This window comes from Marinicellulosiphila megalodicopiae (assembly GCF_045862395.1).
In the GTDB taxonomy this organism is placed as follows: domain Bacteria; phylum Pseudomonadota; class Gammaproteobacteria; order Pseudomonadales; family Natronospirillaceae; genus Marinicellulosiphila; species Marinicellulosiphila megalodicopiae.
In genome coordinates, this window is the sequence record NZ_AP023087.1 from 1,737,612 (window position 1) to 1,753,955 (window position 16,344).

18 protein-coding genes are annotated in these 16,344 nt (G+C 34.7%); 9 read left to right on the top strand and 9 right to left on the bottom strand.

What is annotated here, in order from left to right; translation table 11 throughout:
• Positions 1–62: 62 nt before the first annotated feature.
• Complete coding sequence (locus TYM08_RS07260) at positions 63–1,052, bottom strand: IS110 family transposase (protein ID WP_422382305.1); 990 nt, start codon at positions 1,050–1,052, stop codon at positions 63–65.
• Between the two features lie 339 nt (positions 1,053–1,391).
• On the opposite strand from TYM08_RS07260, the gene TYM08_RS07265 reads away from it, so the two are divergent.
• Complete coding sequence (locus TYM08_RS07265; protein WP_422382306.1) at positions 1,392–2,126, top strand: hypothetical protein; 735 nt, start codon at positions 1,392–1,394, stop codon at positions 2,124–2,126.
• A 200-nt stretch (positions 2,127–2,326) separates the two neighbouring features.
• On the opposite strand, the gene TYM08_RS07270 is transcribed toward TYM08_RS07265, so the two are convergent.
• On the bottom strand, positions 2,327–2,509 hold the full coding sequence (locus tag TYM08_RS07270) for a hypothetical protein (protein ID WP_422382307.1): 183 nt from the start codon (positions 2,507–2,509) through the stop codon (positions 2,327–2,329).
• A gap of 298 nt (positions 2,510–2,807) precedes the next feature.
• Between TYM08_RS07270 and TYM08_RS07275 the strand changes: the two genes are divergently transcribed.
• A complete protein-coding gene (locus TYM08_RS07275) occupies positions 2,808–3,128 on the top strand; it encodes a hypothetical protein (RefSeq protein WP_422382308.1) in 321 nt (106 codons plus the stop codon).
• Between the two features lie 2 nt (positions 3,129–3,130).
• Positions 3,131–3,655, top strand: coding sequence for a hypothetical protein (locus TYM08_RS07280; protein WP_422382309.1), 525 nt, complete (start codon positions 3,131–3,133; stop codon positions 3,653–3,655).
• A gap of 374 nt (positions 3,656–4,029) precedes the next feature.
• Here the strand turns inward: TYM08_RS07280 and metF are convergent, their stop codons facing one another.
• The 5 genes from metF to TYM08_RS07305 form a co-directional block, all read right to left on the bottom strand.
• Complete coding sequence (metF, locus tag TYM08_RS07285; protein ID WP_422382310.1) at positions 4,030–4,872, bottom strand: methylenetetrahydrofolate reductase [NAD(P)H]; 843 nt, start codon at positions 4,870–4,872, stop codon at positions 4,030–4,032.
• A gap of 283 nt (positions 4,873–5,155) precedes the next feature.
• The gene (gene ahcY / locus TYM08_RS07290; protein WP_422382311.1) at positions 5,156–6,559 is read right to left on the bottom strand and encodes an adenosylhomocysteinase; all 1,404 of its coding nucleotides are present in this window, start codon (positions 6,557–6,559) and stop codon (positions 5,156–5,158) included.
• 74 nt (positions 6,560–6,633) lie between these two features.
• Entirely contained in the window at positions 6,634–7,797 is a 1,164-nt protein-coding gene (gene metK, locus TYM08_RS07295) for a methionine adenosyltransferase (protein WP_422382312.1), read from the bottom strand.
• A 30-nt stretch (positions 7,798–7,827) separates the two neighbouring features.
• Positions 7,828–8,781, bottom strand: coding sequence for an ArsR/SmtB family transcription factor (locus tag TYM08_RS07300; RefSeq protein ID WP_422382313.1), 954 nt, complete (start codon positions 8,779–8,781; stop codon positions 7,828–7,830).
• Between the two features lie 247 nt (positions 8,782–9,028).
• Positions 9,029–9,511, bottom strand: a complete 483-nt coding sequence (locus tag TYM08_RS07305) for a DUF2798 domain-containing protein (protein ID WP_422382314.1) — start codon at positions 9,509–9,511, stop codon at positions 9,029–9,031.
• Between the two features lie 131 nt (positions 9,512–9,642).
• Here TYM08_RS07305 and TYM08_RS07310 point away from each other — a divergent pair, with 131 nt between their 5' ends.
• The 3 genes from TYM08_RS07310 to TYM08_RS07320 all read left to right on the top strand — a co-directional run bounded on the left by TYM08_RS07310 (position 9,643) and on the right by TYM08_RS07320 (position 11,277).
• Positions 9,643–10,053: a MarR family winged helix-turn-helix transcriptional regulator gene (locus TYM08_RS07310; RefSeq protein WP_422382315.1), complete on the top strand. Its 411-nt coding sequence runs from the start codon at positions 9,643–9,645 to the stop codon at positions 10,051–10,053.
• Between the two features lie 99 nt (positions 10,054–10,152).
• On the top strand, positions 10,153–10,581 hold the full coding sequence (locus tag TYM08_RS07315; RefSeq protein ID WP_422382316.1) for a thiol-disulfide oxidoreductase DCC family protein: 429 nt from the start codon (positions 10,153–10,155) through the stop codon (positions 10,579–10,581).
• A gap of 57 nt (positions 10,582–10,638) precedes the next feature.
• Positions 10,639–11,277: an HAD family hydrolase gene (locus TYM08_RS07320; RefSeq protein ID WP_422382317.1), complete on the top strand. Its 639-nt coding sequence runs from the start codon at positions 10,639–10,641 to the stop codon at positions 11,275–11,277.
• Between the two features lie 265 nt (positions 11,278–11,542).
• On the opposite strand, the gene TYM08_RS07325 is transcribed toward TYM08_RS07320, so the two are convergent.
• Both TYM08_RS07325 and TYM08_RS07330 read right to left on the bottom strand, forming a co-directional pair.
• A complete protein-coding gene (locus TYM08_RS07325; RefSeq protein ID WP_422382318.1) occupies positions 11,543–11,824 on the bottom strand; it encodes a hypothetical protein in 282 nt (93 codons plus the stop codon).
• Positions 11,825–11,845: 21 nt separating this feature from the next.
• Complete coding sequence (locus TYM08_RS07330) at positions 11,846–13,495, bottom strand: sulfatase-like hydrolase/transferase (protein WP_422382319.1); 1,650 nt, start codon at positions 13,493–13,495, stop codon at positions 11,846–11,848.
• A 99-nt stretch (positions 13,496–13,594) separates the two neighbouring features.
• Here TYM08_RS07330 and TYM08_RS07335 point away from each other — a divergent pair, with 99 nt between their 5' ends.
• From TYM08_RS07335 to TYM08_RS07345, 3 genes are all read left to right on the top strand, one after another.
• Positions 13,595–14,497: a DUF1853 family protein gene (locus TYM08_RS07335; RefSeq protein ID WP_422382320.1), complete on the top strand. Its 903-nt coding sequence runs from the start codon at positions 13,595–13,597 to the stop codon at positions 14,495–14,497.
• Positions 14,494–15,255, top strand: a complete 762-nt coding sequence (locus TYM08_RS07340; protein ID WP_422382321.1) for a HesA/MoeB/ThiF family protein — start codon at positions 14,494–14,496, stop codon at positions 15,253–15,255. The genes TYM08_RS07335 and TYM08_RS07340 overlap by 4 nt, the downstream gene beginning before the upstream one ends.
• Before the next feature lie 399 nt (positions 15,256–15,654).
• Complete coding sequence (locus TYM08_RS07345; protein ID WP_422382322.1) at positions 15,655–16,227, top strand: hypothetical protein; 573 nt, start codon at positions 15,655–15,657, stop codon at positions 16,225–16,227.
• The last annotated feature ends 117 nt before the right edge of the window (positions 16,228–16,344 follow it).

Genomic DNA, 16,344 nt, shown 5'->3' on the forward strand with positions numbered 1-16,344 from the left:
ATGCGGGGTATTTTAACAAAAAAAATACTTATATTAAGAGATTAATCTGTGAATCATGCAATTTAAGTTACGGATTCAGGTATGTAATAACACGCTCTTGCTAATTTATGCGCGACTGCCTTTCTAGCAATGACGGCATTCGTTTTTGCTAATTTTCTTTGATAGAATCTTTTGACTGTGTCATTAAATCTTATTGCAAAATTGGCGGCTTCAATAAATGCCCAGCAGAGATATTTGTTGCCATTTTTTGTATTGGTTTTCGCTTTTTTCTTTCCGTTACTGTATCTGGCACCTGAAACTAATCTGCAGTATGACGCATATTGACCCACTTTATTAAATCTAGAAATATCAACCGTCTCAAGTGTGATTGTTAAACCCAATATTAATCCTATCCCGTTAATGCTGGTTATTCTGACATATCGATCGTCCAGCTTGAGTTGAGTTTTTAACTTATTTTCAATCAATTTTATCTGTTGTGTTAAGCATTGAAGAATACTTAAATTACTGATGACAGCCAGTTGTGTATTGGTGTCTTCAAAGTCTAATTCTACTTTATCGGATTTTAATTTTTTGATTTCATTATTTGTCATTCTAAGATTAATATGTCGCTCATATAAACCTTGTATAGATAGTAAATGTTTTGTGTTTTCTTGAACAAGTTGCATTCGTTTTCTAAGTAAATCACGTTGCATTCGTTGTTGTTTTGGGTAGATATAACCAGTAGGTAAAATATCAAGTTTTAACATTCGAGCAAGCCAATTAGCATCACTATCATCATCGGCATATTTCAAACCAGAATATTGCTGGATAGCGGTTGTGTTCGCCAGGTGCATTTTAAAGCCTGCATTCATTAATCCATCAACAAGCCAGTACCAGTTATAAGTGGATTCAACGACAAGTCCGACTAGGCCATCTGAATAAGGTTGTAAAGTTGAAATCATTAAGTCGATATTATTTTTAATCTTCTTCTTAAAGATCACGGTTTCGTGTTCGTCGATGATATTGATAACACAATTATTTGAATGCAAGTCGATTCCACCATATAGTTGCATGTTAAGCCCCTTTGTTTTTCGTTAAATTAATGTATTTGCACACTTATTATAACGAAGCTACTTAGGGGCTTTTCTATATGATTATCACTTCTGGGTTTGCTAAAGTGGATGTCACTTCTGGGTTTGATTTAAACTTGAAAAAGACGGGTATTTGATACTAAGTGATGAGAGTTAGTCAAAAGCGTTATTTTAGATGTAATTATTAGCAAAAGTAGGTGTTATTTATGGGTTACATTGATGTTTAATTCTATAAGAGGCTAATATTGACCTGATTGGTTTTACAAAATATGTAAGATTAAGGTTGGTGGAAATGTAAATCGGAATTATAAAAAGGTAAATATGAAAATAATAATGATACTAAATTGTATGTTGCTATTAGGTTGTCAGCAATTAATCACTAAGCAAGAGCTTGTGCCTCAAAGAGAAAATACTCTGGTTTTGTCAGATGAAAATACGAAATTGATTGCATCTATAAGTAGCGGAATAGTAGGGTTGAATCTCAGTTTAAAAGATATATACATTGCAAAGGATGAAAGTAAGTACAGTAAATTAATAAAATTTCGTTGTACAGATAATGTTTCAGAAACACGTTCAAATAAAACATTTGAAATAGTTGTATCCGAAAATAACGAATATTTAGGTAGCTTTCAATGGAATCGATGTTTAATAAATTCAATAGCTGGGAATTTAGGTTCCATATATTTTAAAGGGCTGGGTCTAATTGAAATTTATGAAAGTAATGAATATGAAAATGGTATGAATGCAATTAGAGATGTTTTAGATTTAAATGCTAAAAACATTAGTATAGGACGCGAGTTTGGTTCACAGGCCATTGTATTGACGAAACTTGAAGTTGAATATGTGCATAGTGGTAAAAGTAAGCTTTCTTTTAAGGCTGAAGGTTATTTGAAGGATGATATTAATCAAAGGTTTGAATTGAAAACAAAAATGCCATTTTTTATTAATTCATTAGGTGTAATTGTTGAGCAAGGTGAAATTTTGTTAATTGGTAAAGATCAAAAGTATATTTTATTTAATTATGATTCAGGTGGTAATGTGAGTTTATTTAAATAATTATCCCTCAAAAATGGGTGTCACTTCTAGATGTTATATATAGCTTGTATTTAGTGAGTGTCTAGTTGACAGATATTTGCTAAGGTACTGTGTAGTAATCGATCGATTCCTTGTGCGTAAGTGGTGCTCATTATAGGGTACTGATAAAATTTAAAATAAATCTGGACTGATATACATGTTTTTTAAAAAAGGGAAAATACTTAATTCACTTCAATACAATATTGATAAAAATATTGACGAAACTCTGTATAAGAATAATGTACAAAAGTGGGTGTCACTTCTGGTCCGTTTAAATAATTATACCTAAAAGTGGGTGTCACTTCTGAGTTTTCTTTTCTTGAGCCTATTTTCTGGATGTACCAATGTACAAAAGTGGGTGTCATTTCTGATTTACATGATTCTAATCAGCTTATATTTTTTGAATAAAACCTAAGCCTTTTTTCTATATTTGGCCGATGGTTATTCTGATACCTCTCTTTGCGAAGCAAATTTCGCCTTAGCGAAACCCTTGGGGCGGGTAGTTCACTTTTTTCTGATTTTCCTGGCACTTCATACAAAAAAGTTTATAAAAATTTTGAAATAAAATATATTTACCTGTCTATCTTTTAGTATCTGATGATTGATATTTGTTAAAGTGATCGGTACTATTAATACTCAATTTTTAATTTATGGATTTATTAAATGGGTATTAATGAAAGAGAAAACATATTAGCAGTTATTAATTTTTTTTGGGGAAATGGAATGACTACTTCCTCTGCGATAAATGATAATGTAGCTCTAGTAGTATATAAGGCATTAAAAGAAGCAGGAATTTGTTCGGATTCTATGGATCTTGTTCCTAGACCTGCATCAGGAATCCCTTCTACAAAATGGGTTGTTAAACAAGTCGCTAAAGCTGGTAAAAGAGTGTTAGATGGAGATCCTTCTGTTTATAATTCGTGTAAAAATCAAGTGGCAGCTTTGTATGGGACAGAGCTTCGAATGGCGCTATCAGGGTTGTAATTATGAAAAAGCTCCTTTATGTTTTAATTTTTGCATTAATTTTAATTTCAGCAATTTGTGCAAATCTATTCCTTAATCAAAATTCCGAATCAAGAGTGGATGTTCACTACTTGGGGATGAATTTCAGTGTTCCAAGCAATCATATGTTAATTGGATTGATTCAAGGAGGGAATGATTTATTGGTTTTAAAGTATGGAGATGAACTTAGTAAGCAATACATTGGGTTTACCAATGAGTCTAAACCTTCAGGCATTGATTACCAATGTGAGTTACAAGAATTTTATCATGATGTTTTTACAGAAGCTGTAAATTCAAATTGTAATGCAGAGGAAATGGGCGCTTTTAAGAAAGTGTTTTTATCAAATAATGAATTTGGTCAATGGAAAAATAATGATTTTATTTCATATTATATTTCTGGTGATAAAGGTGTGTTCTTATTTGTTATACTTAAGGAAAAAGTAATTCGAATTAATTCAGATTATCTTGCTTTGCAAGAACTTAAAGAAATCGTTCTGCAACATCTATGAATATAAGTGAATTGGAATAAATTTCCACTCAACGATCCCGCACCTTGATGCGGGATTTTTTTAGCAATCAAATTTATGAAACTATTTCTTCTTGCAATCGCCTCTCTAAATTAAATTGTTTAAATTTATGATTTTCAAGTAAATACTTTAGTCGTTTACTTCGAGGTATGAGCCTATCCAGTTTATCCGAAAAAATATCTAGAAATACAGGATGAAAAACAACAGCCACAATCGTGGATGTTTGTAATCAATGGAGGCTTGCGAGTAAATTGAAAGTTGAATTTAATGGATAGAAATTTATTATCAATAAAAACCGAATTAAACAACAATTAATTCGGTTTTTTCTATAAGGAAAAATTATCAACAACAAGCAACTAAACACTAATCCCCAAATTCTTACAAATCTGTAAGTTAGGCTCAACCGAGTTCATAGAATAAAAATGCAACCCAGGCGCGCCACCTTTAATAAGTGTCTCACTCAACCGAGTAACAATCTCAACACCCAACTTTTGAGCACTATCCGCATCATTTTCATAAGCCTCAAACTGCTTAGACATCCATATTGGAATATCCGCACCACATGACTTTGAGAATCTAGCTAGATTTTTAAAGTTTGTGATTGGCATGATTCCGGGAATGATATCAATCTCTACGCCTTGTGCGTGTACTTTGTCTCTAAAATTAAAATACGCATCGGCATTAAAAAAGTATTGCGTGATGGCACTGTCTGCGCCCGCTTTTACTTTTGTCACAAAGTTGTTGATGTCTTGGTTGTAGTTGTCTGCCTGTGGGTGCATTTCAGGATAGGCTGCGACTTCTAGGTGAAACTGGTCGTTGTAGTTTTCTTTTATGAAGGTTACTAAGTCACTTGCGTAATCAAATTCGCCTGCGGTTGAGTCCATGCCTTCTGGTAGGTCTCCGCGTAGGGTGACGATTCGGTTGATGCCGTTGTCTTTGTATAAATCTAACAACTTAGTTAAGTCTTTTTTGCTGTTGCCGATGCATGTTAAATGCGGGGCAGTGGCAATGCCTTTTTTGTGAAAATCCAAAACCGTGTTAATAGTACGTTCTTGCGTGGTGCCGCCTGCGCCGTATGTCACACTAAAAAAGTCAGGATTTAATTTACTTAGCTCGGCATGTACGCCTTGAAGTTTTGTGTGTCCTGCGTCAGTTTTTGCGGGAAAAAACTCAAAACTGAATTGGTTTACTTTGTTCATTTTATTCACTTTCACATTTATTTATCATTTTCGAGGCGAAAAAATAGAGTGCTGTTTAATCATCGTTAAACAGAAAATGATAAGTTTTTAAATTGAGTTAAGCAGAAGATAAAACTTAGCGGCTGAAACCGCTAAGTTTTTGGAATCCTTTATATAAAGAATTCCATTTGGAATAGAGTATATTTTTTAAGTTCGAGGCATAAAATGTGAGCTTACCCATTTCTTAAAAAAGAGTTAAGTGATCATTTTAAAACGAAGAAATTAGAAAATATAATCGTTCCAATTAGTACTTGTAGCTTTCTGGCTTGAAAGGGCCGTCCACCGGTACGTTAATGTATTCTGCTTGAGTTTTCGTTAACTTAGTTAACACACCAGCAAAGCCTTTCACCATTTCTGCTGCTACTTCTTCATCTAATTTTTTCGGTAATACTTTTAGATAAAGGTTTTGTGATTTTTCTGCTTCTGGTAAATCTGCAAATTTTGCCTCGAAAAGATACATTTGAGCCAATACTTGGTTAGCAAATGAACCATCCATAATACGTGATGGGTGTCCCGTTGCATTACCTAGGTTCACTAAACGACCTTCTGATAATAAAATCAAATAATCATTTTCTGCTTCGTTACGAATGACTTTGTGAACCTGTGGTTTTACTTCGTCCCACTTGTAGTTTTTACGTAAAAACGCTGTGTCGATTTCGTTATCAAAATGACCGATGTTACATACTACTGCTTTTGATTTGATGCTTTGTAACATGTTGCTGTCACATACATTTGCGTTACCAGTAGTGGTTACGATCAAATCAGTTGAACCTAAAAGTGTAGTGTTGATGCAATCGATTTTGCCAGTGTTTATTCCGTCGATGTATGGAGAAACCACTTCAAAGCCGTCCATGCATGCTTGCATTGCACAGATTGGGTCAATTTCAGATACACGAACAATCATGCCTTCTTGGTTTAATGATTGAGCAGAACCTTTACCCACGTCACCGTAACCAATGACTAGTGCTTTTTTGCCTGCTAATAAATGGTCAGTACCACGTTTGATTGCATCGTTTAAAGAATGACGACAGCCATATTTATTGTCATTTTTAGACTTAGTTACCGCATCGTTTACGTTGATTGCAGGTACTTTTAATTCGCCTTTTTCTAACATTTCTAATAAACGGTGAACACCAGTGGTTGTTTCTTCAGAAATACCGTGGATGTCGTTTAATAATTGTGGGAAACGGTTATGCACCATTTCTGTTAAGTCGCCGCCGTCATCAAGAATTAAGTTTGGCTCCCAAACCACGCCTTCTTTTTCTACAGTTTGTTCGATACACCATAAAAATTCTTCTTCAGTTTCGCCTTTCCATGCAAATACAGGAATGCCCGCTGCTGCAATGGCTGCTGCTGCGTGGTCTTGAGTAGAGAAGATGTTACAGCTAGACCAACGAACACTTGCACCTAATGCAACTAGTGTTTCGATTAAAACCGCAGTTTGAATTGTCATGTGGATACAACCCATAATGGTTGCGTCTTTTAATGGTTGCTCGCTTAAATAACGTGTGCGTAATGCCATTAGTGCAGGCATTTCTGATTCAGCGATTTCAATTTCTTTACGGCCATAAGCAGCCAGTTGATCAAATTCTTCTTGAGTTTTTGCGCTTACTTTAAAATCTGTAAACCCATTTGCGTTAATAGTCATGTGTTATTCCTGTAAATAATAATTAAGTTTGTAAAAAAAGGCGGATGTTCTGTCCGCCTTTTTAGAAATATGAATTAAAGCTTAGCTGCTTTTTTTAATGTGTCAGCTTTGTCTGTTTTTTCCCAAGTGAAGCTTTCTTCTGTACGGCCAAAGTGTCCGTAAGTTGCCGTTTTTTGGTAAATAGGGCGACGCAAATCTAACATTTCGATGATGCCATGTGGGCGTAAATCAAAATGTTCACGTATTAATATAACTAATTCGTGATCAGGAAGTTTGCCTGTGCCAAATGTATTAACAGAAATTGAAGTAGGCTCTGCAACACCAATTGCGTAAGACACTTGAATTTCACAACGATCCGCTAAGCCTGCTGCTACGATATTTTTTGCTACATAACGACCTGCGTATGCTGCTGAGCGATCCACTTTTGAAGGATCTTTACCCGAGAACGCTCCGCCGCCGTGACGCGCCATTCCGCCGTAAGTGTCCACAATAATTTTACGACCGGTTAAACCGCAATCGCCTACAGGACCGCCAATTACAAAGTTGCCAGTAGGGTTGATGTGAAATAATGTATCAGCGTGTAGCCATTTTTCTGGTAATACAGGTTTTATGATTTCTTCTAAAACCGCTTCACGTAAATCGGCTAATTTAATGTTTGGGTTGTGTTGTGTTGAAAGTACAACTGCATCAATGGCAACGGGTTTTCCGTCAGCGCCATAGCGAAATGTCACTTGAGATTTAGCGTCTGGACGTAACCAAGGCAATGTGCCGTTTTTACGAAGCTGCGCTTGTTTTTCAACTAAACGATGGGCGTAAGTAATCGGTGCTGGCATTAACACGTCAGTTTCGTTTGATGCATAACCAAACATTAAACCTTGGTCGCCTGCGCCTAAATCTTTGTCGTTTGCTTCATCAACGCCCATTGCGATGTCAGATGATTGCTTACCAATTGCGTTTAATACCGCACAGCTTGCGCCGTCAAATCCAACGTCTGAAGAGTTGTAACCAATGTTGGTCACTACGTCGCGAACTAAGTCTTCTAAGTCAACATAAGTAGACGTACGAACTTCACCTGCTAATACAACCATGCCTGTTTTTACTAACGTTTCAACGGCAATACGTGAATGCGGATCGTCTTTGATGATGGCGTCAACCACAGCATCAGAGATTTGATCGGCCATTTTGTCTGGGTGTCCTTCTGATACTGATTCAGAAGTAAATAATTGATATTCGCTCATAGTTTGAACTCTCTTAAGTTTTGAAAAAATTTATATATTTGTTTTTGAAAAAAGTAAGCACTGCACTTGAAAACCATTTCGCATGGCAACAAAGCTTGTTTTCGTTAAATTAAGTCGGGCTTTTTGTGCCCAGTTTTCTAATTGTAATTGTGAGAATCCAAGCCACAGATCAGCGCAACTTTCTTTTGCCCATTGCTGATCGTGCTGACATAGATCCGTAATCATTAAGTGTCCCGTTTGTTTTAATAAACGAGACGCTTGTAAAATAAACGCTTGAGGTCGAGTGATATGATGCAGCACCATATTTAATACGATTAAATCCGCATTTGGTTTACTTAAATTTTGTAAATCGTCTAATTTAAATTCAATATTGTTTAAATTAGCTTGTTTACAGGTGTTTTGCGCAATGTCTAATAATGCCTTAGATACATCCAACGCTAACACCTTTTTATATTGTTTGGCTAACGCTAATAAAAACTCACCTTGACCCGGGCCAATTTCAATGGCGTGGTCGTGGGGTGCATTTAAAGACAACATCATCTCTTCGCAAAGAGATTGGTACGATGCATATTGGGCAATTAAATCTTGTTGTTGTTTAAATTGCGTTGCGTGTTTGGCAAAAAACGCTTGAGAATTTAGCTCTCGCTCATTTTCAATTACGTTTAAATTCGTTAACACTTGTTCATCAAAAACCGTGTCATCAATGGCAGAAAAAATAGTTTGCTGCACATCAAATGCGTCTTCTAAACTTCGACGGTAAAAAATCGAATTACCTTCACGCTGTGTTGTCACTAAATTGGCCGTGGCCAAAGTTTTTAAATGATGGCTCATGCCCGATTGTTTCATTGTAAAAATTTGGCTTAATTCTAGTACGCCAAAACTGCTTTCGCCCAAAACTTTTAATACCTGAATGCGTAATGGATCTGCCATAGCTTTTAACACTAAAGCAAGATTGTTACAGGTAGGTTTGGGTGCATCGGTCATATTGTTAAATAGGCAGTTTTATGATTTTGCGGATTGTAGGGGAGTTTTCTTTGAATTGCAAACCTATATCAAAATAAATTGATATAGGTTTGCTGGTGGTTCATAAAAATCAATTTTGAGGCGGATTACAAGTATTTTTAATTCGGAGGTATGGGGGAGAAAAAGCAATGAATCACAAGAGAGTTTAAGAGTCACCGATTGAAGAACAAACAATTAAAGACACCTAAAATCATGCAGTTATCGCTCCTTAACTTGCTAAATATTTCTCTAATTTAGGTTTGATGGTAGTTGACATTAAAACGGATAACACTAACCCAAGTGGCAGCGCCCAGAGTACACCGTTGATCCAGGCAGAGGTAAAGATAGTTATGCTGTTAAAACCAACATTAGTAGCAGCGGTCATTGCAGCCATGATTGATTCCATAATGAATGCCATAAAAACAGCAAAAATTAAATTTTGAATGAGATAAGATGTCCTTTTAAAGGTTTTCGTGACTAACTTATGTAATAAAAACGAAAATAGCGCGCCACATGGAGCCATTATTAAAGCAGACAATCCAAATGCTTTTAACCAGTTGGGTAAGAATTGTGAGGTTAACCCCGTATTGCTAAACGTCATTATTGCTGTGATCGTGCCTGAAAAGGTTAATATCAAGCTTGCAATGACCAATGTTTTTTGTAATTTACTCGGGGATGGTTTATTTGAGTTCAACGCGGTGTGTTTGCTCATATTTATGCCTTTGTGAATGGTTTAAAAAATCGGGTCGATCTATTTTGGTGTTAGTTGATGAAGTCAACTAACTCTGGAAACTATATGGAAACTGATTGATAATATCAACTATATTTTGTGAGGAAGTGTAAATGGCCAACCAGCCAATCCCAGAAGCCATTTTCAAAATGGTGCATTTATTAAGGCGTAATTTGCATGAAGCGTTTGCTCAAACAGGGTCTGAATTGGCTTCGATGCACATCAATACTCTATTTATTATTAATGCTAATCAGCCTTGTACCGCTGCAAATATTGCGCATATTCTTTATCGCGACAAAGCGCAGGTCACTAGGCTAATTAATGATTTAATCAAAAGTGATTGGATCGAAAAAACAGAAAATCCCGATGATAAGCGCAGTCAATTTCTTCAGTTAAGTGGAAAAGGGTTGGCAGAATTAAAAAAAATACAACTTGCTGAAATTCCCGTTATTGAGCAATTAACTCAAAATTTAACCGATAAAGAAATCTATGAATTTGTAAGATTGACTAAAAAATGGCATTAAATTTAAGTAATAATGAAAGTTGATTACTTATTTTAATATCAAGTTTTATGTTTTATGTTTTATGTTTTATTGAAATTAAATTAAACAAAGAGAGGGAAAATGCAGGTTCCTAAGAATTTACAAAATAATGATCGAGTTTTGTTGTTTGATGGTGTGTGTAGATTATGTAATTTTTGGAGTAAATTCATAATTAAGTTTGATAAAAATCAACAGGTTAAGCTTTGCAGTGTGCAATCAAAAGCGGGACAAGAGATATTAAAGTATTATGGTTTTTCATCCGATGTATTTGAAACGATGATCTATGTTGAATATGGCCAATGCTATCAAAAAAGCGATGCATTTTTTAGAGTTGCATCTGTTTTAAAATTACCTTGGTCACTACTCGTTGTGTTTAAAATTATTCCTAAAATTTTGAGAAACTGGGTGTATGATCGCATTGCTTTAAATCGCTATAAAATATTTGGTCGTTATGAGGTTTGTGTCTTGCCTAAAAATAAAGATAAACACCGATTCTTAAATGAGAATTGAGAATTGAGAATTGAGAATTGAGAATTGAGAACTGATAAATAGTGAATAAGGTCTGCTTTGATTAACTGTATAATATTTGATTGTGACGGAACATTGGTTGATAGTGAGTTGCTTTGTAATTTAGCGCTTGTGATTTTGTTGAAAAATTATGGGGTGAATGCATCGGCCGAATTATTTTTGGATAAATTTCGTGGCGGTAAATTGTCAAAGATCCTTAAAATAATTGAACACGAATATGATATTAAATTGAATGAAAACTTTGTTGCAGACTATCGATTATTGGTAGAAGAGTTATTTGAAAAACAATTAACTGCATGTGATGGTGTTGTTGACTTGCTTTATGCTCTTAAAATACCCATCTGTGTGGCATCAAGTGGTCCAATGCAAAAAATTAAAAAGGCATTATCAATTACAGGGCTTTCACAATTTTTTAATAATAATATATTTAGTTCTTACGATGTGGGTTCCTGGAAACCTGAGCCTGGTATATTCTTACATGCAGCGAAAAAAATGAATGTTGAACCTGAAAATTGTTTGGTTATTGAAGATAGTTTATTAGGAGTTAACGCTGCAATTGATGCAAATATGACCGCAGTTTTATATGATCCAAATGGCGTCCATCATTCTAAAATGCATTTAAAAGTGATCAATCATATGAGCGAATTAAAGAATATTATTCAACTATTGAATTCATAAAATCTTAAATAAAACTTAAGGTGAACCCATGAATGAAACTGGGCTATTGATTATTTTTTGTGGAAAAGTGGGCGCAGGAAAATCCACGACATCAAAAATGCTGGCAGCACAAAAAAAGCAATCGTCATTAGTGAGGATTATTGGTTGTCATCGTTTTACCCTAATCAAATTCACGCATTCGATGAATATTTGAAATATTCAGCATTGATCAAACCGCAGGTTAAATCCCATGTCCAATCTTTATTAAGAATTGGGGTTCATGTCATTATGGATTTTCCTGCAAATACTGTGAAGCAACGTGCTTGGTTTTAACAATTATGTGATGACATTGAGTGTGAACTTGAATTGACTTACCTAAATGTAAGTGACGAGCAATGTTTAAAACAGATTGCAAAGCGTCGAATTGATCAACCTGAACGAGCAAAGTTTGATAATGAATCCGTTTTTTTTGCAAGTTACTAAATTCTTTGAGGCTCCAAGTGAAAAAGAGGGCTTCATTTAATTGAATATAAGCATGAGTGAAAGTATTAGAGCGCTTACTATTCATGCTGTTAATCAAACAAACGGTTCATTGTAAAGCAGAAGAAATGACGTGCTTATAATGCTCAGACAAATTCGTTTTATCTCTTTTTGGTAGGCATTCTGGTTTCAGGCATTTTGATTGGGTTAAATGACTAATAATTAAATCCGCCATTTGATAATGATGAAATACATCCTGTGTTTCCACTATGTTTGAATCATTAAATAAGTAAAAAATATTCACAAATGTATTGTTGTTATGGCTTGGTAAATAATCAAGCTCAGCGTACACATCACTCATGCCTTTCATTGGGGGAAGGTGGTCGCTGATCACTAATATTAAACTGTTTGGGTCGATAATATGTAATTGTTGAATATGAGTTTCAAGCGCCACCATTCGATAATAATACTCATTCACTATGTTTTGCATTTCAGTATTATGTTCGCTTAAATCCAATTCAATTACATCTGGAAATCGCTGTTTGTCCCTAATGTTCGGCCAATGGCCATATACACCAAGCATGTAATTGAATAAAGGCTGCTTATTGGGTGAATTAATGTGAGCTTGTACAAATGCTCGATTTTGTTCAAATAAATCCCCGTCATACATAAATTGAATGTCATCTTCTAGGCGTGTTTCAAAATAACTTGAGGCATCAGGTTTGTATTCTTTAGCAAAATAAATTTCATCGAATTGTAAGCCCAGATAGGCCTTTTCGCGATTAAAAAAACTAGGTTTGTATGCATGCGTGGCGACAGTTTTCCAGCCAGCCTGTTTGAGCCATGCAGGTAAACAACTGGTCGGTGCCCCAGTAAAAACATTAAATTCAATAATGCTGGTTTGTTGTAAAGCCGGTACATTGCATAAGATTTCAAATTCAGCCTGTGGTGTTCGATTACCAAAAACGGGTGAAATAGACATGCCTTTTTTAGAATTTATTTTTTTAAAGAAATCAGGCATGGCGGTTTGTATGTTTGGTAATTTGTTTAGTAATGTCGGATCTAGAAACGATTCTAAAACTATAATGTGAACATTTTTATGCTCTGCAATGAGTAATTCGTTTGTTTTTAAATTACTTCTTTCATCTTGCCAATTTTCAGGGTGGCTAAGTGAATTTAACGCATGACTTCGGACTGCTTCAAAATATAATAATGTCACCCAGCGACCGTTTTCACTTGTTTGTTCGTATTCTTGAGGTGTGTTGATTGACGGAGATATAAATTGAATGACATTGATATATTGCGCTGGAATAAAATAAGCAAAAAATGCCGTTAATGCTAAAGGCGAAAAGCCAGCAAGTAATAACCCAGTTCGTTTTAACAAGAGGTTTTTTAAGAATAACCAGGTTAAAAAGCCAAATAATAATAAGGAGCAAACAGTGAAATAAGTGGGTAAAATATCGTACATTTCGGGTAGTTCAAGAAATTCTACTAACTTAAATACTCGATTAAATAGAATGTAATAAATATCCACTATGGAATAAAACAATAACCAAGGAATCATGGCCACCCATGTACGAAAATGCGTTTTTTTGTTAAGTGCAAAATAAAAGCAGCCTGTTGATAATAAAATTAATGGGACTTCCATTAAAAATTGTTGCCAATTAGCCACAATGCCCTTTAACAAATAAGCCAAAGAATTATAAGCAATAAAGGTTAAGATCACTTTTAAGACAAAAGGGATGAATTTGTGTAACATGGAAAAAACAAAGGCGTGCATAATTTATTTATCAGAATAGGTAGGTAAGGTATTTCAGGCGCGCGATTATAGTGACTTCTGTAGGTAAAAGGTAATTTTTTGTCCGTTTTTTATTCAGACTTGCAATGGTTGACCCAAAATCACGATTTATTATGCTTAAAACAGAATAAACATGATTTATTGACACCCAATCAAACGTGGTTAGATTCTGTTTCTAAATTCGATCTTGATCAATTTATGCAAACTCAAAACACGCATATGTTAGGCACCTATTATGAAGCATTGTGGGCATTTTATTTGAACCATCACCCAAGCACTCAATTAATCGCACAAAATATCCAAATAAATGATAAACAAAGAAAAATGAATCCTACTGTGGGTGAAATGGATTTTATTTATTTAGATAGACTTACTCAACATTATGTTCATCTTGAAGTAGCGATTAAGTTTTATTTAGAAGTGAATCCAATTGATCCAAATGAGCCATTAAGTAAGTGGATGGGTCCTAAAAAAAATGACCGTTTGGATATTAAATATCACAAATTAATGGATCGTCAAACCAAGATATTAGATTTTGCGTGCACACAAGCTACTATCAAACCCTTGATTCAAAATAAACCTATTCGTGCGGCTGCAGCTCTTCAAGGTAGGTTGTTTCATCAATTTATTGATAATGCTGATTTTGAATCAAGTTTTAATAAACCTAATTGTCAAAAGCATGTTTGGTTCACCATAGATCAATTTAAAATTTGGTTTGTTCAACATCACAATGCTTATAACGTCCAATCCATAATTAAACCCCATTGGTTAAATTTAAAAATGTATTCAGATTATCTAAAATATCCATTGCTATCGTTGACCCAAATTATTCAAAAAGTCATGGATCATGATTATGCTCAGCCTTTTGTTGTATCGACTTTACAAACTCAATCTATACAGCGAATGATTTTTATTGCGCCAACAACTTGGTTATCACCGCTGGTAATAAAGGAAAATGTATGAAAATAAAAACTGAATTAACTGATGATCAATGGTTGCGTTATTCAAGACACTTACTGTTGCCTCAATTTGACCAATCACATCAATTGCGCTTAAAAAACGCAACGGTTTTTGTTTATGGTGCAGGTGGGTTGGGCAGTCCATTATTATTGTATTTGGCAGCAAGCGGGGTTGGAAATATTATTGTCAACGATTTTGATGACGTTGAATTAAGTAACTTACAGCGTCAAATAATTCATAAAAATGAATCAATTGGTGTCAACAAATCTATTTCAGCTAAACAATCCATGCTCGATTTAAATGATGACATTCATGTAGAGAATATTGATAACAAATTAAATGAAGCACAACTAAAACAAGCAATACAATATTGCGATTTGGTTTTTGTGGGCACCGATAATTTTGATAGTCGATACTTAATAAATAAAGTATGCGTTCAACTCAAGAAACCACAAATCAGCGCGGCGGCTTTAGGGTTTGAAGGTCAGCTTTTTGTAATGGATCCCAATAATGATCATAGTGCTTGTTATCGATGTTTGTACCCAAATGCAGGTCAGCAAGAAATTACCTGTTCTGATGCGGGGGTGTTTTCACCAGTAGTGGGTGTCTTGGGAACTATGCAAGTTTTAAGTGGGCTTAAGTTTTTAACTAAAATAGGTGATAGTCAAATTTCAAAGTTACAGTTGTTTGATGCTTTATCAGGGCAGTGGAGAATTATAAATGTCACTAGAAGAAAAGATTGTCCTGAATGTTCTTCCTGATTATTCGTTTTGAATGTCCAAAATAAATTTTACGACATTGAAATTTTTTAATGTATATCTATCCAGTGAATTGCTTTGGTTATAAATAAGAAGTATCGCTAATACTCAATCAAAGTAATGTGTTGCTGAAGTTAACTGGTTGATTTTTAAGGTTTAATTAATGTCATGGTTTTTATCTATATTAAGGTGAATTTATAACATGGTGAATTCAATTTTTTTAATGTTCAAAAAATTGAAAATTAACTTAATCAGATAGGTTGACATCTAAAGAATTGTTAACTATTTTTGAATTAACCTAATCGTCGGTTTGCATCTCGTTGTTAAGACATTCACATGTTATAGTGCTGTTCTTAGAGTTAAAGTCCGTCAAACTTTAAAAACAAAAAAGGCTTAAATGAAATGACTAATAAACAAATCATTAGTAAAGTTAAGGCAGCATTTAAAAATGGTGCGATGCTACGTGAAGCGTTAGAACAAATTTCCATTACCGATAATAAATGGAGAGCCGTTTTAAGAGAAGAGGGTATCACTGTTTCAGCGCCTCGCGCTAATAGTGCAAAAACATACACTCCAGAGCGCATTAAAGAAGTTCAAAAAAGACTGAAAACGGGTGAGTATTTAAAAGACATCTGTCAAGCTATGAATATGGACCCGCGAAATTTGGCGCGATATTGTCGTGTGAATGGCATTACATTATTTACAGCCAAACAAAAAGCCGAAAATTATAAAAAACGAGGTGCTTCTCGACTAGGTTCTAAAAATAAAAAACGTACAGCCACTTCCAAAAAAGCCACCGAGAAGAAATCGACTGTTAAAAAAGCAGTCACAAAAAAAGCAGTCACAAAAAAAGCAGTTACTAAGAAATCGGCCGTTAAGAAACCAGCTGTTAAAAAAGCAGCAGTTAAAAAGGCAGTCACAAAAAAAGCACCCGCTAAAAAAGCGATGGCAAAAAAAACCTCTAAAAAGAAATAAGCATATATATACAGATAAACCCAGCTTTTGCTGGGTTTTTTCGTTTTAGCAATGCTGTATGTGAATAATGCTATCAAAACCATGAAAATTACGAATTAGCTATGGTAAAGTGAGGGA

Coding starts and splice junctions, on each gene's coding strand:
- ahcY (WP_422382311.1), bottom strand. CDS start 6,559: ATGACTATTAACGCAAATGGGTTTACAGATTTTAAAGTAAGCGCAAAA.
- TYM08_RS07305 (WP_422382314.1), bottom strand. CDS start 9,511: ATGAGCAAACACACCGCGTTGAACTCAAATAAACCATCCCCGAGTAAA.
- TYM08_RS07275 (WP_422382308.1), top strand. CDS start 2,808: ATGGGTATTAATGAAAGAGAAAACATATTAGCAGTTATTAATTTTTTT.
- TYM08_RS07270 (WP_422382307.1), bottom strand. CDS start 2,509: ATGACACCCACTTTTGTACATTGGTACATCCAGAAAATAGGCTCAAGA.
- TYM08_RS07315 (WP_422382316.1), top strand. CDS start 10,153: ATGCAGGTTCCTAAGAATTTACAAAATAATGATCGAGTTTTGTTGTTT.
- TYM08_RS07340 (WP_422382321.1), top strand. CDS start 14,494: ATGAAAATAAAAACTGAATTAACTGATGATCAATGGTTGCGTTATTCA.
- metF (WP_422382310.1), bottom strand. CDS start 4,872: ATGAACAAAGTAAACCAATTCAGTTTTGAGTTTTTTCCCGCAAAAACT.
- TYM08_RS07265 (WP_422382306.1), top strand. CDS start 1,392: ATGAAAATAATAATGATACTAAATTGTATGTTGCTATTAGGTTGTCAG.
- TYM08_RS07300 (WP_422382313.1), bottom strand. CDS start 8,781: ATGACCGATGCACCCAAACCTACCTGTAACAATCTTGCTTTAGTGTTA.
- TYM08_RS07345 (WP_422382322.1), top strand. CDS start 15,655: ATGACTAATAAACAAATCATTAGTAAAGTTAAGGCAGCATTTAAAAAT.
- TYM08_RS07330 (WP_422382319.1), bottom strand. CDS start 13,495: ATGTTACACAAATTCATCCCTTTTGTCTTAAAAGTGATCTTAACCTTT.
- TYM08_RS07260 (WP_422382305.1), bottom strand. CDS start 1,052: ATGCAACTATATGGTGGAATCGACTTGCATTCAAATAATTGTGTTATC.
- TYM08_RS07325 (WP_422382318.1), bottom strand. CDS start 11,824: ATGAATAGTAAGCGCTCTAATACTTTCACTCATGCTTATATTCAATTA.
- TYM08_RS07280 (WP_422382309.1), top strand. CDS start 3,131: ATGAAAAAGCTCCTTTATGTTTTAATTTTTGCATTAATTTTAATTTCA.
- metK (WP_422382312.1), bottom strand. CDS start 7,797: ATGAGCGAATATCAATTATTTACTTCTGAATCAGTATCAGAAGGACAC.
- TYM08_RS07310 (WP_422382315.1), top strand. CDS start 9,643: ATGGCCAACCAGCCAATCCCAGAAGCCATTTTCAAAATGGTGCATTTA.